Raw genomic sequence first — 14,896 nt, forward strand, 5'->3', positions numbered from 1 at the left:
TTGAGGTTTGCGAAAGATAAGAGGGAAGGCTTCTCTACGAGATGCTCCGCGAACGCCGGGGAAAGGGCAAGGGGGAAAGGGGAAACAAGAATATCTGTCCTTTTCCCTTTAACCTTTTCCCTTTTCCCCTCTTCTTCTGCCCCTGCTCCCTCACTGCGAATTAATTGTAAATACGGCCCTTCAACTTGCTGCAATTGTGCATGGCTTCCCCGTTGGACTATCTTGCCGCGATCGAGGACAATAATTTCATCGCAATCTCGGATGGTTGAGAGTCGATGCGCGACGATGATACAAGTGCAACCGCGCAACCGCAGATTACGAGTGACGGTATTTTCTGTTTCAGTATCCAGGGCACTGGTGGCTTCATCCACGATCAAGATACTGGGATTATTTACTAAAGCACGGGCAATTTCTAGCCGTTGTCGCTGACCACCACTCAAATTGGTCGCACCTTCTAAAAGGTCAGCATGATAGCCTCCAGGTAGTGAAAGGATGACATCGTGAAGCGCTGCATCTTGACAAGCTCGGACAAGATGACTCTCAGGTATGGTAGTATCCCAAAGCGTCAAGTTGTCTCTGACGCTGCCAGCAAATAACAAAATCTCTTGCTCGACGACAGAAATAGAATTGGCTAGTACTTGGCGAGAAATCTCCTTTCTAGGTTTGCCGTCGAATCGAATTTCTCCTTGCCACGGTTCGTATAGCCCACATAAAAGTTTGGCAACAGTAGACTTACCAGAACCACTCCCACCCACCAAGGCAACTCGTTGCCCTGGCTGGAGTGAGAGACTAAAATTTTCAATTAGCGGCGGGGCAATTTGGCTATAACCAAAGGTCACATTGCGTAATTCAACATACCCCTGAAGTTTGGGCAGAAGGTAGGAGGATGGCTGCGCCGGGGAAAGGGAAAGGGGAAAAGGGGAAAGGAGGAGATCCGTCCCTTTCCCTTTACCCTTTACCCTTTCCCCCTCTTCTACTCCCCTGCCCTCCTGCCCCCCTACCCCCCTGCCTCTTTCCTGCAACTGCGAATCAATGGGGTTACGCAAGACATCATCAAGGCGAGTTAGATTACCTTCCATCTCTTGAAGTTCGCTTCCCAGGCTGATGAGATTACTTACTGGGGCGAAAAACCTTTGCATCATGCCAAGAAAGGCTATTAACATACCGATGCTCAAGGCCCCATCCATGACTCGCAAACCGCCTACAGCTAAAAGCAGCATAGAAGCGATCGCACCGAGAAAAGATGGTAAAACACCTATTGTCTGGTTTGTTTCCTCTAATTCTTGGTGGGTGTTGATGGCTTTGGCATAGTGACCCGCCCAACGGGAGAAGAAATCTGACTCCAATCCAGATGCTTTTAGCGTCTCCATACTCTGAAGACCAGAAATTTCTACGCCGCGAACTTTTCCCTCTTCTTGGATGAGTTTAATATTGGCATCTGTGCGCCGCTTTCTCACCCACTGTAAGGCGGCAAGGTTGATCGCCACAAAGGCGATCGCAATTAAAGTTAGTACAACATCATATTGCAGCATCACTACTACATATATAAATACTGATACTGTTGCGATCGCAGTAGTCGCTAATTCACCAGAAAGCATATTAGCAATGCTGTCGTTGAGTTGTATGCGGCTACTGATTTCTCCGGCATACCGCTGATCGTAAAAACTAACGGGTAGGCGTAAAATGTGCCACAGATACCGACTCTCCATGCCCACGGACAATTTAATTTTCATTTGACGCAAAAACTGCAACTGTAGCAGCGTCAAAAATCCACTGAGTCCGGCTGTGAAGATCATGCCTAAAATTAGGGGACGCAACCACTCATACCGATGCTCAATCAAGATGTTGTCTACAAATACCTGGGAAAATGCAGGTATGGCCAGTCCCGGAATTACTAATAAAAATCCTGCCAGCACGCAGTAAAGTAATGCGCCAATGGAGCCTCGCAACCGCGACCACAAAGCTAAGATTGTGCTAGGTTTGCGTCCTCCTGGCTGGAACTCCGAACCAGGCTCTAGAACTAGCACCACACCTGTGTAAGCGCCGCTGAATTCTTCTAAGGAGACGATGCGCCGTCCAGTAGCAGGGTCATTGAGATAAACTCGCTGTTTGCCGATTCCCTCTACTACTAAAAAATGGTTAAAGTTCCAAAATACAATGTAGGGAAATTTTAACTGCGACAAGCCAGCTAAGTTGGTTTTAAAGCTTTTAGCGTTGAGTCGATAATTTCTGGCAGCCTTCAAGATATTTAAGGCACTAACTCCATCCCGCGAGACACCGCACGCTTGCCTCAGTTCTGTTAGTGGGACAATGCGATTGTAATAACCGAGAATAATTCCCAAAGCAGCAGCGCCGCATTCTACTACCTCCATTTGCAGCAGAGTCGGAGTATGACACCGCTTGTTTTTACGCAAGCGCCCTAATATATTTTGCAGATTTCGCCAGAACATAAAAATATTTTTTAAAACTTGGACTTTGGCTTAATTTAAGCGTTTAAACATAAATTCTTAACTATTTTTCAACATGACTAAAATTGCTGTATTACACTACTGTTCCCTTCTGAAGTCTTGATTGTATTGATTAAGCCAAATTAATAAGCAAAAAGCCTGAATGCTTTCTCATTTTGCTTAAATGCTTTCTCATTTCAGTAGATTCAGCAAGCAAAAAGCCTAAATGCTTTCTCATTTCAGTAGATTCAGCAAGCAAAAAGCCTAAATGCTTTCTCATTTCAGTAAATCGCGTACTCATTTCAGTAGATTCAGCAAGCAAAAAGCCTAAATGCTTTCTCATTTCAGTAGATCGCGTATTCATTTTAGTGTTTTCCGCAAATAATTAGATACATTGTTTTCTCGGTACGCCAAAATGCATTCTTATTTAAGTAATTTCCGCACTCTAGTACAGCGTCAAGGTTGATTGGATGGGTAAAATTTTGAATAATTTCTTCCTCATTCCTCTCATCGTCAAGATCACGAAATGCCACTCCAGGATCTCAGAATCGGTAGAACAAAGGTAATTGGGGCGCGTTCTTCCACGGTGACTTGTACTGAAGTGGTAGTTCCAGAAGTGATTTTCATATGTGGCCCTTGAGAAGAAGACCATTTGTAATCGCTGAAGGTGGAATTGTCTGGTTGCAGTCGTGCCGTAATTAGCATCTGTGGCCCTTGTGACATCAAAGCTTCCACAAATTCGGAATTGCCGACTACACTTAATGCACCTTCTTTAGTCACAGGAAAGGCTGAGACTTCTGTGACAGCACCGATGATGCCACCAAAACGTTCGCGTTGCACTGTACTAGGTGTGACTTGTAACTTCATCCCTGGTTGAATTTGCTTACCATCGCCAACGGGGAAAAATGCCACGCTCACAGGTTGAGCCGATCGCTTTTGTGCGGCGATCGCTCCGATGGGTGTACCCTGTAAAACAACCTGTCCGGGACTTGCGGAGATTTCTAAAATTCGTCCAGAGTAACTGCTTTTGACTAAGCTGTTGCTTGATAGTTGCAGTGCTAATTGCACAATATTCCGTTGGACTTCCTGAATTTCTTTTTTGCGGGTAGTTACATTTTCTAAATCTTGTTGCGCCGCAGTCGCTTCTTTGCTATCTAGTTGTTTTAATTGCGCTTGCAAATCTTTAATTGAGTTCAAATTCTCTAAATATTGGCGTTGGGCATCTGCTTCTTTGACATCTAGTTGCTTGAGTTGCGATTCGGCTTCATTAATTTGGGTGACAGCATTTAAGTAGTCTTGCTGTGACTGTAAAACTGTATCGCCAGAAATTGCTCCCTCTTGCAATAGCTGCTGGCGGTTGGTCAATCTCTTTTTGAAGGTAGGTAAGAGATCCCGCAGTGCTTGTAAGCTTTGGGTTTGATTGGCGCGATCGCGTTGAATCGAATTTAGCCCTTTCTCTTTTAAAATCGGGGTGAGTTTCTGTACCGCCTGGAGGTTTTGCTGCAAAGATTGGCGTTGCTGTTTAATCGCTTCTTTGTCTGCATTTTGTCGCTGTACTTGCACTAAACTAGCAGCGCGATCTTCTGTTTGTAGTTGCCCTAATTTAGAGCGGACTAGTTGTAGCTGTTTCATCAGTTCGCTTTGGTCTAGCGTCGCCAGCACATCTCCTCTATTTACAAAGTCGCCAACTCGGACATTGATTGTTCGCAATTTACCTGCGATCGGTGACTGGAATGAGGTAATTGTACTGGGATAAACTATTATTCCTGTACCCGTCACCGTAATTGGGATTCGACCTAAAAAACTCCAAGTCACCCCCGTTGCTACCAACGAACCAACAGCAACTAGAGGTAGCCACTTTTTCGGGCTGACTACCTGCATAATTTGATCTAGTTCTTCCGGCGAAGAAGCACGCTCTAAAGCTTCTTTGCGGAATAGGTCGCTTTTTTGATTAATCACTATAAACCATCCCAATTTGCATTGCATTCAGAAGGAATTGGGTATTAGGCTGACAACTGAACAAAAAATTACCTTCTGTCTTCAGTGGAAGGCGGATATGTTTTGTTTGCTTTGGCATACTAGTATTCAGATGCAAAAATCAACCTACCATCTGATGAAAGGTCGAAAGCTGAGAAAATCAAATTTTTTATTTTTAAATTTTGCGTAGATGAAGAGTAAATTTTCGTGAAAGTAACGATTTTGTAATCTTTATATAAAAACATTGACGGGTGGGTAAGAAGTAAGGGATAATAACAATTGGTCGCTTACCTTTTGACCTTTCGTTATTATCTGGCTTACACCCGCCAATGTTCGTGTAACGTTGTAATGGGTTGTGATGCCAGAAATAGTTAGACCACTATGTTATAAGATGTTTGTAGCTTATTCGTAAGGGTCGTTTGTAGTCCTTTGTCAGTTGTTCGTAGCAATTGGCAAAGGATTACTGTTTAATAACTCTCTTAACGAAATAATGCATAACTTACATGCTTGCTAGCTTAGTGCTGTTTTGATTTGTAGGGATGATACAAATCATCATAGATAAATATTTTGGCAATACAAACACCTTAAAGTGACTTTTGGTTGAGGTGATAACTCAACATGAACGTGCTATGGAGATAGCTTAGTATCTATTAGTACTAGTTAGTACTAGAAGTATACACGGTCTTTGCTATTATCAATGTCTTGCTTTGATTTTTGATAGACCTTAGCATCTCCTCCACCAATTGCTATTGCAACACCAATTTGATTGGATACTTGTACGTTTCCACCTTTGGTTTTAACGTCAATTTTAGCCTTGGTATCGATATCTACACCTCCGCGTCCTCCGACAATTTCACTGATTTCTTCATCAGCTAACTCGGTCATGACTGCGAGTGTTTCTTGTTCAAATGTTACAACTGACATACAAATTCCTTCCTGGTACAAAATGGTTTTGGAACAGTGAAATAGTAACTCAACATGAGCCTACTATGGAGATAACCTAGTACCTGTTATGACCAGAAGTACACACGGTCTTTGCTATTATCAATCTCTTGATTTGAATTTTGATAAACCTTAGCATCTCCTCCACCAATTGCTGATGCGTTACCAACTTGATTGGATACTTGTACGTTCTTACCTTTGGCATTAACGCCAACATTGGTTCTGTTATCAATATCTACTCCGCGTCCACCGCCGACAATTCCACTGATTTCTTCATCAGCTAATTCGGTCATGACCGCGAGTGTTTCTTGTTCAAGTGTTACAACTGACATAAAAATTCCTTCCTTGTACAAAATGGTTTTGGAACAGTGAAATAGTAACTCAACATGAGCCTACTATGGAGATAATCTAGTACCAATTATTACCAGAAGTAGACACGGTCTTTGCTGTTATCAATTTCTTGATTTGAATTTTGATAAACCTTAGCATCTCCTCCACCAATTGCTGTTCCGTTACCAACTTGATTGGATACTTGTACGTTCTTACCTTTGGCATTAACGCCAACATTGGTTCTGTTATCAATATCTATACCGCGTCCTCCTCCGACAATTCCACTGATTTCTTCATCAGCTAATTCGGTCATGACTACGAGTGTTTCTTGTTCAAATGTTACAACTGACATAAAAATTCCTTCCTTGTACAAAATGGTTTTTGCATAGTGAAATCTTTTTTGACTTAACCAAATAATAAAAATCTTTAGACATTTAAAATAATAAATATCTGACGACTTTTATTATCAAATTTGTTGCTTTAAAACACTAATTAAATGTGCAAAACAAAAATTTGCTTTTGGTTTGTTTTGCAATTTCACTATGTTTAAACAATACAGTTTTTTAAAAGTATTTTATATAAAGAAATGATAAAGTTGTTCAAGAGTTTTGTGAAGATTATGATTTTAAGAAATATCAAATATCGATATTAATTCAAGTTAATAAAGGTAGGATCGGTCAATGGTATATCTATAAATAATTTTTTGACAAGTTAATATAGGTATTACAAAATCTTGCCGAATAAGCAACAGCTAACATATTCAATTATTCACAAAAATAATATCCCCAACTTCTAAAGAAGTTGGGGATACGCACCTTTAATTGGGTACATAAAACGTGAGTTGAATTTAAGTTATACCAATTCTGTATGAAGATGCGCCAAACTATATAAAAAACGAACTGCATAGGCGCAAAGCGGGTTTCCACAGGGCGCATACTCCTACAAAAAAGCAAGCTACGCGCAGCATCTCGTCAGAAAAGTAAACAAAGGAAGAAAGAAAATTTGACGCAACCTCACAAATAAATGGTATTACTGTGAATACTAAATAGATGAAATCACTGTTGAATTTATTATTTGTGCAACTCCATTTGTCAGCGAAAATCTTCTTCTTGTGCGTGTTCTTTGCTTAGTCTTCGTATCCACAACATCTTGATTGGAGTCTTGAACAACAGCATCAGTACCATCAGTTGAAATCGCATTGATCTGTGATGAAAAATCCAAAACAATATCTCCTCCCACTATTCCTTTTAATTCACTATCTATCAGTTCCTCGACAATAACTTTTCGATTACAGATAGATTTGAAACTCACTTGATTGAAAGTAGTCATAAATTCCTCCAGAAGTATACAGACTTTTTTTGTCTGAGATGTATTTACAAATAGCAGATTATTTAATAATTTGTCAACAGATTAAAAAAATATCCTACTTTTAATAACTAACTAACTTTTCTGATTTTTTATCTTTTATTTCTCTATATTTACCTACTTTATATTATTAATTTAATGAGAAAAATATTGCCGATTAGTCTTTACCATCCGACAAAAGTGAAATATCAATAAATGTGGTGAAAATATTCATTCGATACTTGCCAAACTACTGTTGATGTTGGCAGCATCACACATCTTTATTACGGCACTGAATCGCTAAAATCTCAAATCTTCAATCTCAATTCAAACTTTAGGCACAAATAGGTTCTTTATGAACACAGAAGTAACATGGAAAAATCAGAAGTCAGAATATTCTGACTTCTGGCTATTTTACTAAACAATGAGGAGTGTATAATTGGGTTATACTAAATGTTGATTGAGCAAAAACGAAGATGAATTTGTAGCATTCTCTTCGTCAACAAGCTTTCATAAAAACAATAACCTTTCCAGGCTAATATTTTTATGCTAGCTTTGGTTAAAGTTCACTTCATCTCTTAGTAACCACATTTGCTACACTTCATTTCTTCGGTTCAGCAAAGCAATTACGCTAGAGAGGCTATATGAGAATATCTACAAGCGAATCTAAAGTAGTTTTTAGACCCCCGTTGAGACCTGCTACTGCATCTGGTGATGCTCCTAGTCCTCCTACAAGTATTCCTCCAACTATTCCTAGTCCTCCCACAACTCCTTCTAATTCATCCTCATTAATTTCTTCCAAAATAGCTTCTTGGTTGTTGAGTTGTGTCAATCCATTAACGTTATTCATAATTTTCTCCTAAAAGTGCGTAGGCATTTGTGCCTTGGATGTATTTATAAATATCAATTTTTATAAAAGCTTGTCAACGGTTTTTACAGAAGATCCTACTTTTCCTACTTTTGTTATTTTTCCTACTATTTTTCCTACTTTTCTTACTTTTTGAAACCTCCTGTTTTACTTTTATTCCTAATATTTTCATGATATAAATATTAGAGCAAAATTCAAAAAACTAATACTAAAGGAGGATGTTTTATATAATAATTTGCTTATTTATTTGATATGCTTTGAGTTTTTATGTAAAACGGTAGATTTACAAACAAAACTTTGTACAGGTTATTTACACTAAGCATATAAAAATGAATATAGCTTATATCAAAAGACTGATTTCTTAATTTTCAATTAGTAATTTAGTGTTGTTTGGCAGAGGATACAGGAGAGGAATTTTATCAAGTGCTAAATCATCCTGCTTTCTCTGCAATGCCAAAAATTGCAACAATGTCAGAATCGATCTAGATTAATTCAGGCAATATTTGAATATGCAGACTATTACCAAAAAGTCAATAAATAAATCTTGGGCTGGTGCGATCGCAGAACCAGCAAAAGAATTTCCCCTTACTCAACTATCAATTATTTCTGGCAAAATCCCAGATGGCTTGCGTGGCACTCTTTACCGCAATGGCCCTGCACGCCTAGAACGCGATAGCGTTCGCGTAGGACACTGGTTTGATGGAGATGGGGCAATTCTCGGCATCCATTTCACAGATGCAGGAGTTACCGGAGTCTATCGATATGTGCAAACAGCAGAATATCAAGCTGAAACTCAAGCGGATAGGTTTCTTTATGGTGTCTATGGGATGCATCCGCCAGGCCCCATCTGGAAGCGCTGGGGTCAACAAATCAAGAATGCAGCGAATACCTCAGTGTTGGCACTACCTGATAAATTGTTGGCTTTATGGGAAGCAACCAATCCTTATGCCCTTGATTTGCAAACTTTAGAAACGAAGGGATTGGATGATTTAGGCGCTTTGGATAATGGATTACCTTATTCTGCTCATTACAAGCGCGATTCCCAAACAGGCGAGATTTTTAACTTTGGCATCAGTATCGGCAGTTCTGTACAACTGAATCTCTACAAAAGCGATCGCACTGGCAAAATTATCCAAAAAACTGCTTTTAAGTTAGATCGTTACTCAATAATGCATGATTTTGTTTTAACTCAAAAGTATCTAGTGTTTTTCATGCCACCAATGCGGATGAAAATGCTGTCACTTTTGCTAGGTTTAACTACCTTTAGTGAATCTTTGTTGTGGGAACCTCAATTAGGAACCCAGGTGTTAATCTTCGATCGGGAAAACTTATCCTTAGTGAGTCGTAGCGAAACCGATCCTTGGTTTAATTGGCATTTTGGCAACGGCTATGAAGATAAAGACGGTTCTGTGGTTTTAGACATGGTGCGATATGCAGATTTTTACCAAACTAATGAGTATCTCCGAGAATTTGCAAGTGGTGAGACACACACAGTTCCTACAGGAACATTGTGGCAAGTCCGCCTCAATCCTCAAACTGCTAAAGTTATAGAAATGCAGGAAGTTGTCAATCGCAAGTGTGAATTTCCCGTAGTGCAGCAATCGCAAGTTGGGCAACCTTGCCGCTATACTTACATATCATTAATGCCCCAAAGAGGGGATATAGATAAAGAATGGTTTGGTGCGATCGCCCGCTTCGACTACAAAACTGAAACCCTCACCGAAGCAGACTTAGGAGAAAACCGCTATCCTTCAGAACCCATCTACGCCCAAAATGCCCAAAACTCCGAGCAAGGCTGGGTGCTAACCGTTGTATACGATGCTAATACTCATAGTAGTGAAGTTTGGGTATTTGATAGCGATCGCCTAGATGCAGAACCCGTTTGCAAACTAGGATTACCTAGCGTTATTCCCCACAGTTTCCACGGCACTTGGAACCCAGCTTAACAATTTGGGGAATGAAGCAGGGGGGAGGGAGCAGCTTTCTGGGGCAGGTTTTTTTGATTAGACAAATTTTTGGAATTTTAAAACCAAAACCATTGTCTGAGAACTTAAAACTACGTTCAATAATTGAGAACATTCTCAACTATTTATCGAAAGCCTAAAAGCCTGCCCTTGAAAGGGAGGGAGCAGGGGAGCATACTTCTCTACGAGAGGCTACGCCAACGACTGCGCTCAGTAACCAGGGGAGCGGAGGAACAGGGGAGCAGCACTTCGACTCATTTCGGCTACGCGGTAATTGAGCGTAGTCGAAATTCAATGACCAACGCTCAGTGACCGGGGAGCAGCACTTCGGCTACGCTCAGTGACCGGGAGGTGAGGGAGTTAGGGGACAAGGAGATAAACAAAACTCCTAACTCTTGTACAGACGCGATTAATCGCGTCTCTACTTTTAACTCCTAACTCAGCACTCAGCACTCCTAACGCCCAATGCTCAATTCCCAATTCACTCTAATCTTTGATAATAGCTAAGTGTAAAAACGTAGTATCCTACATATTGGTATCTAAAAATAAGTCCAGAATCATGAGGAGAAACCCGATAGCATTACTACTTAGCGGAGTGATTGTCAGCTTTGGACTGTCATCATTGTTAGCTCAAGCACAACAAAAGGTTTCTGATGCCCAAGTTGCGGCAATGGTAGAGGCGCTACGACTAGCTGCACCGCAGACCGGCACCGCAAATGATGGACTTTACAGTGAATGGCAAGTTAAACCAGAAACCTTAAAAGGCTGGTCGAAATATTGTCTTAAACAAGAACTAACACCAACGCAGTTTGAAAATAGTCCCGCGAAAGCACGCCAAGTTGTATCTTGCATTACGCGCCGTGAGTTGAACAAGCAATTTATCGCCAGCAATAATAATGAAATCGCTGCTGTGCGTGGCGTCGGCTGTTGGTGGATGACTGGCAGCTATACAGGTTGTAACAGTGGATTTACTGCTACATATCTTCAAAAAGTTGTCGGTTTTTACCAGCAGCAGCGTTCAAAACCAAGAACTACTCCATAGACATCACCAAATTAATCGCCGCGATCTGGCAATAAAAATATGAGTGAAAAATAATTTAGAGACGTAGTATTGCTATGTCTCTACAAGGATTATGGATAACGCATATTTAATTTCACCAAATATTTAATCATTAAGCGATCGCAATTAAGTAAACGTGAGTTCGATAAGTTCTTTTTTGACTTCTCCCCCAACCCCTCTTGGACACGGAGAGGGGAGCCAAAACCCTAATTTCTCGTTGCTCCTCCCTTTCCCCGTGGGCTACGGTGTACACACAAGTCCTTCTGATCCCCTCTAACTCCCCTACGGTGTACACACAAGTCCTTCTGACCCCCTCTAACTCCCCCTTAGCAAGGGGGAGAACCAGATATTTCCCCTCAAAACATCAGGGGGATTAAAGGGGGTAAATTCAGGGTTTAAGCTTCATTACCAAGATATGTGTACACCGTAGCCCCGTGGGAGAGGTTCATCGAACTCCTAAGAAATAAGGCAGTTCTTGCTGGAGGCAGGTGGTCACTGAGCGTTGGTCATTGAATTTCGACTACGCTCAATTACCGCGTAGCCGAAATGAGTCGAAGTGAGGCAGAAGGGAAGAGGATTTGACTTATTTCTTTCGCCCTTCCCGTTGGTGCGCCTTCGTTGGAGACTCATGTTAAGTAAAATCAACTGCTACACGTTTATGTTGAATTTAATACAGAGTTTTAGTTTTAACCCATCCGGATTGAGTTATATCTAAACAAGGGATTGTTTGAACTTTGCTAATGCTGTTAGAATGCCTCAATGTCAAAAAAGCAACATTTATTAAACAAAAAACTCGGTTGGTCTTTGGATGAGCGAGATCCAAAGTTCATAGAATCTCTGATGCCCCTAGTTGACTTTTTCTATCAGTACTATTTCCAAGTTCAAACTAGTGGCTGGGAGAATATTCCACCCCAGCAAAAAGTTTTGTTTGTTGGTTCGCACAATGGTGGACTCGCAGCCCCAGATATGGTAATGATGATGTATGACTGGTTCCGAAGATTTGGTGTAGAAAAACCAGTTTATGGTTTGATGCATCCCAAGGTTTGGCAGGTTAGCCCACCACTAGCGCAATTAGTCGCCAAGGCTGGAGCAATCATTGCTCATCCAAAAATGGCTTACGCTGCCTTACGCTCTGGAGCGAGTCTGCTAGTTTATCCCGGTGGAGCCGAAGATATCTTCCGACCGAATTATTTACGTAACAAAATTTACTTGGCGGGGCGACAAGGATTTATCAAGTTAGCGTTACGGGAAAATGTGCCGATTGTGCCTGTGATTTCTTGGGGCGCTCACGATACACTGATTGTTATCGCTGACTGCTACAAAGTTGCGCAGCAACTCCACGAGTGGGGGATGCCTTGGCTATTAGGTATCGACCCAGAAGTTTTTCCAATCTATCTCGGACTGCCTTGGGGATTAGCAATTGGCCCATTACCCAATATTCCATTACCAGTGCCCATATATACGCGGGTTTGTCCGCCAATTGTATTTGAACGCTACGGTCGTGAAGCAGCTAGCGATCGCCATTATGTCAATGAATGTTATGAATTAGTTGTTAGTCAAATGCAACAAGAGTTAGACAACTTAATAAAGCTAACGGCTAAGACCAATTCTCTTTAAATAGTTATGACTTAAAAGTTTTGAATCTTTAATTTATCACTCCAAACTCTTGTACAGACGAGATTAATCGCGTCTCTACTCCTAACCGCCGCTGACTGGTGGAATCAACACAACCTCATCTCCATCTTGTAGTAGGGTATCTGGTTCGACAAATATCAAATTAATTCCAAAACGGGTTATATCGCGCCATTGTGAGAGTTCAGGGTGTTCAGCTATGAGGCGATCGCATACTGCTTTGACTGGCATACTATCAGGAAATTCCAGCACTAATTCCGAAACCCTAAAGGCTTCTTGATAAGCAGCGAACAATTTGACGGTAACGGTGATTACAGATTTAGACATATAACATACTTTGGCAGTACGAGCAAGTATTTTAATATTTGCTAATAATGTAAACAAATATTTAACATAGATAACCTGAGTTCGGGATAAGGAAAAGGACAGGTAGTAAGCTGAAAATAACAACAAATCCAGCAACCTGTCCTATGTTTAGTTTAGATGCTTTGTTCTGTCATGTAGATGATTTCTGTAAAGCGTTTGAAGCTCAATGGCAGAGAAAACTGTTAAATCATGGAGGAATAAAACGTGTAAGAGCGAAAAGCTTGTGTTTAAGTGAAATAATGACAATTATCATCGCTTTTCATCAAAATCACTACCGGAATTTCAAACATTTTTATTTGAATCAGGTGAAACAGCAGTGGAGTTCTGCGTTTCCAGGTCTTCCTTCTTATCAACGATTTATTGAATGGATACCATCAACTTTAATACCTTTATGCGTCTATCTGAAGCATTGTTTCGGACAATGTACGGGTATCGGCTTTATCGATTCAACCTGCTTGAAGGTATGTCATAATCGTCGGATTTCTCGGCATAAGGTATTTAAAGGTTTAGCCGCTCGTGGCAAGACTTCCGTGGATTGGTTTTTTGGTTTTAAGCTTCATATTGTTGTCAATGAGCTTGGTCAACTCTTAAATGTGACTCTTACTCCTGGTAATATTGATGACCGTAAACCCGTACCAGATTTACTGTGTAAGCTTTTTGGCAAAATATTTGGCGTTAGCGAAGCTTACCGAAGGTATCGCGGCTATGTTTCTGAAAAACTTGCTTCTCAGCTTTTGGAAGAGTTCGGAATCCAATTTTTCGCTAAACCCCGTCGCAATATGAAGAATAGGCTGATGCGTCTTCATGACAAACTTTTGTCCCGTAAACGCTCAATTATTGAAACGATTAATGATCAACTCAAAAACATTTCTCAGATTGAACATTCTCGACACCGAAGCCCCGTTAATTTTTGCGTTAACGTTCTTTGCGGATTAATCGCTTATTGTCATCAACCTAAGAAACCTAGCCTTCAACTGGAGTGGCTTTTACCTCCTTATCTTTAACCCGAACTCAGGTTAGATAAGTATGTTTTGCTTCTTTGCCACTTGTGCGTGAAACAAATCTAAGTATACGCTGTTAAGCTGTTACGGAAAAAGAAAAGCACATCAACTGGTGAAGGTTGTCCTAAGTCAATTGTCCAAAGTCCAGTTGGTAAACACAAATGACAAGTGACTAATGACTAATGACGGTCTTAACGGAGTTTGTGCAATATGTAGGTGCATTAGCTTAGGACTGGCTCTAAGCGTACTCCTACGGAGAGGCAAGCTACGCGGTAGCATCTTTTAGAGTTGCTATGCTGTTGGCGTACTCCTGCAAGTGTCGCAGACAAGCCTTTCGTACCATTTTGTATAAGTTAAATTACGCATAGCGTCTCCTTTTGGGATAAGAGAAGGCTTTACGCTGCGCTATCATCAATCTAAAATTGCAAATCTAAAATTCCCAATTGTTTGACTATTCAGCATTGAGGATTTTTGGTACTTTGAAAAATTCGCCTTCCTGTTCGGGCGCACTGTTGAGAATAGTTTCCCGGTCAGGATAGGGTTGCAATTCATCCTCTCGTGTGATGTTGCTGACATCAATTGCGCGTGTTGTTGGCAGCACATTACTGACATCAAGTTCATTCAATTGTTCGATATAGTCCAGAATACTTCCCAACTGAGTAGTGAATTGTTCCTCTTCTTCTGGAGTCAATTCTAAACGAGCAAGATTGGCTACTTTGTGAACTTGTTCTTGGTCAATCATAAATTGTCATTTGTCATTGGTCACTTGTACTGAGTTTCGACTGCGCGGTAATCGAGCGACTTGTACTGAGCGTAGTCGAAGTAAGTCGAGATTCAACTACCGCGTAGTCGTTGGCGTGGTCACTGAGCGTTGGTCATTGAATTTCGACTTACTTCGACTACGCTCAGTACAAGTCGCTCAATTACCGCGTAGCCGAAATGAGTCGAAGTGCAGCCTCTCCAAG

The 14,896-nt window shown here is 41.0% G+C and carries 13 protein-coding genes and 1 pseudogene; 4 read left to right on the forward strand and 10 right to left on the reverse strand.

The window, feature by feature from the left end:
* Window positions 1-146: 146 nt before the first annotated feature.
* The 8 genes and pseudogenes from NSTC731_RS29680 to NSTC731_RS29715 form a co-directional block, all read right to left on the reverse strand.
* A pseudogene (locus tag NSTC731_RS29680) lies at window positions 147-2,450 on the reverse strand (NHLP family bacteriocin export ABC transporter peptidase/permease/ATPase subunit); the annotation flags it as partial.
* Window positions 2,451-2,580: 130 nt separating this feature from the next.
* Entirely contained in the window at window positions 2,581-2,811 is a 231-nt protein-coding gene (locus NSTC731_RS29685) for a hypothetical protein (RefSeq protein ID WP_445628082.1), read from the reverse strand.
* Between the two features lie 155 nt (window positions 2,812-2,966).
* The gene (locus NSTC731_RS29690) at window positions 2,967-4,406 is read right to left on the reverse strand and encodes an NHLP bacteriocin system secretion protein (protein ID WP_445628083.1); all 1,440 of its coding nucleotides are present in this window, start codon (window positions 4,404-4,406) and stop codon (window positions 2,967-2,969) included.
* A 684-nt stretch (window positions 4,407-5,090) separates the two neighbouring features.
* Complete coding sequence (locus NSTC731_RS29695; protein WP_445628084.1) at window positions 5,091-5,348, reverse strand: hypothetical protein; 258 nt, start codon at window positions 5,346-5,348, stop codon at window positions 5,091-5,093.
* Between the two features lie 86 nt (window positions 5,349-5,434).
* Complete coding sequence (locus NSTC731_RS29700; protein ID WP_445628085.1) at window positions 5,435-5,698, reverse strand: hypothetical protein; 264 nt, start codon at window positions 5,696-5,698, stop codon at window positions 5,435-5,437.
* 89 nt (window positions 5,699-5,787) lie between these two features.
* The gene (locus tag NSTC731_RS29705) at window positions 5,788-6,048 is read right to left on the reverse strand and encodes a hypothetical protein (protein ID WP_445628086.1); all 261 of its coding nucleotides are present in this window, start codon (window positions 6,046-6,048) and stop codon (window positions 5,788-5,790) included.
* A 689-nt stretch (window positions 6,049-6,737) separates the two neighbouring features.
* Window positions 6,738-7,025 carry a hypothetical protein gene (locus NSTC731_RS29710; RefSeq protein ID WP_445628087.1) on the reverse strand — a complete coding sequence of 96 codons (288 nt, stop codon included), beginning with the start codon at window positions 7,023-7,025 and terminating at the stop codon, window positions 6,738-6,740.
* 655 nt (window positions 7,026-7,680) lie between these two features.
* Window positions 7,681-7,890, reverse strand: coding sequence for a hypothetical protein (locus NSTC731_RS29715; protein ID WP_445628088.1), 210 nt, complete (start codon window positions 7,888-7,890; stop codon window positions 7,681-7,683).
* Window positions 7,891-8,417: 527 nt separating this feature from the next.
* Between NSTC731_RS29715 and NSTC731_RS29720 the strand changes: the two genes are divergently transcribed.
* The 3 genes from NSTC731_RS29720 to NSTC731_RS29730 all read left to right on the forward strand — a co-directional run bounded on the left by NSTC731_RS29720 (window position 8,418) and on the right by NSTC731_RS29730 (window position 12,549).
* Window positions 8,418-9,854, forward strand: a complete 1,437-nt coding sequence (locus tag NSTC731_RS29720) for a carotenoid oxygenase family protein (RefSeq protein WP_445628089.1) — start codon at window positions 8,418-8,420, stop codon at window positions 9,852-9,854.
* Between the two features lie 577 nt (window positions 9,855-10,431).
* Window positions 10,432-10,914 (forward strand): hypothetical protein, encoded by a 483-nt coding sequence (locus NSTC731_RS29725; RefSeq protein ID WP_445628090.1) that lies wholly within the window; start codon window positions 10,432-10,434, stop codon window positions 10,912-10,914.
* A 777-nt stretch (window positions 10,915-11,691) separates the two neighbouring features.
* A complete protein-coding gene (locus NSTC731_RS29730; RefSeq protein WP_445628091.1) occupies window positions 11,692-12,549 on the forward strand; it encodes a lysophospholipid acyltransferase family protein in 858 nt (285 codons plus the stop codon).
* Between the two features lie 81 nt (window positions 12,550-12,630).
* On the opposite strand, the gene NSTC731_RS29735 is transcribed toward NSTC731_RS29730, so the two are convergent.
* A complete protein-coding gene (locus NSTC731_RS29735) occupies window positions 12,631-12,891 on the reverse strand; it encodes a MoaD/ThiS family protein (protein ID WP_445628092.1) in 261 nt (86 codons plus the stop codon).
* A gap of 143 nt (window positions 12,892-13,034) precedes the next feature.
* Between NSTC731_RS29735 and NSTC731_RS29740 the strand changes: the two genes are divergently transcribed.
* Window positions 13,035-13,934: an IS982 family transposase gene (locus tag NSTC731_RS29740; RefSeq protein WP_445628068.1), complete on the forward strand. Its 900-nt coding sequence runs from the start codon at window positions 13,035-13,037 to the stop codon at window positions 13,932-13,934.
* A gap of 448 nt (window positions 13,935-14,382) precedes the next feature.
* Here the strand turns inward: NSTC731_RS29740 and gatC are convergent, their stop codons facing one another.
* On the reverse strand, window positions 14,383-14,673 hold the full coding sequence (gatC, locus tag NSTC731_RS29745; RefSeq protein ID WP_445628093.1) for an Asp-tRNA(Asn)/Glu-tRNA(Gln) amidotransferase subunit GatC: 291 nt from the start codon (window positions 14,671-14,673) through the stop codon (window positions 14,383-14,385).
* Window positions 14,674-14,896 lie beyond the last annotated feature (223 nt).

The organism is Nostoc sp. DSM 114167 (assembly GCF_052692655.1).

What these genes read in the sequence shown, in the direction of transcription:
- NSTC731_RS29695 (WP_445628084.1), bottom strand. Translation starts at nt 5,348, where the DNA reads ATGTCAGTTGTAACATTTGAACAAGAAACACTCGCAGTCATGACCGAG.
- NSTC731_RS29685 (WP_445628082.1), bottom strand. Translation starts at nt 2,811, where the DNA reads ATGAATACGCGATCTACTGAAATGAGAAAGCATTTAGGCTTTTTGCTT.
- NSTC731_RS29710 (WP_445628087.1), bottom strand. Translation starts at nt 7,025, where the DNA reads ATGACTACTTTCAATCAAGTGAGTTTCAAATCTATCTGTAATCGAAAA.
- NSTC731_RS29715 (WP_445628088.1), bottom strand. Translation starts at nt 7,890, where the DNA reads ATGAATAACGTTAATGGATTGACACAACTCAACAACCAAGAAGCTATT.
- gatC (WP_445628093.1), bottom strand. Translation starts at nt 14,673, where the DNA reads ATGATTGACCAAGAACAAGTTCACAAAGTAGCCAATCTTGCTCGTTTA.
- NSTC731_RS29700 (WP_445628085.1), bottom strand. Translation starts at nt 5,698, where the DNA reads ATGTCAGTTGTAACACTTGAACAAGAAACACTCGCGGTCATGACCGAA.
- NSTC731_RS29735 (WP_445628092.1), bottom strand. Translation starts at nt 12,891, where the DNA reads ATGTCTAAATCTGTAATCACCGTTACCGTCAAATTGTTCGCTGCTTAT.
- NSTC731_RS29705 (WP_445628086.1), bottom strand. Translation starts at nt 6,048, where the DNA reads ATGTCAGTTGTAACATTTGAACAAGAAACACTCGTAGTCATGACCGAA.
- NSTC731_RS29725 (WP_445628090.1), top strand. Translation starts at nt 10,432, where the DNA reads ATGAGGAGAAACCCGATAGCATTACTACTTAGCGGAGTGATTGTCAGC.
- NSTC731_RS29740 (WP_445628068.1), top strand. Translation starts at nt 13,035, where the DNA reads ATGTTTAGTTTAGATGCTTTGTTCTGTCATGTAGATGATTTCTGTAAA.
- NSTC731_RS29730 (WP_445628091.1), top strand. Translation starts at nt 11,692, where the DNA reads ATGTCAAAAAAGCAACATTTATTAAACAAAAAACTCGGTTGGTCTTTG.
- NSTC731_RS29720 (WP_445628089.1), top strand. Translation starts at nt 8,418, where the DNA reads ATGCAGACTATTACCAAAAAGTCAATAAATAAATCTTGGGCTGGTGCG.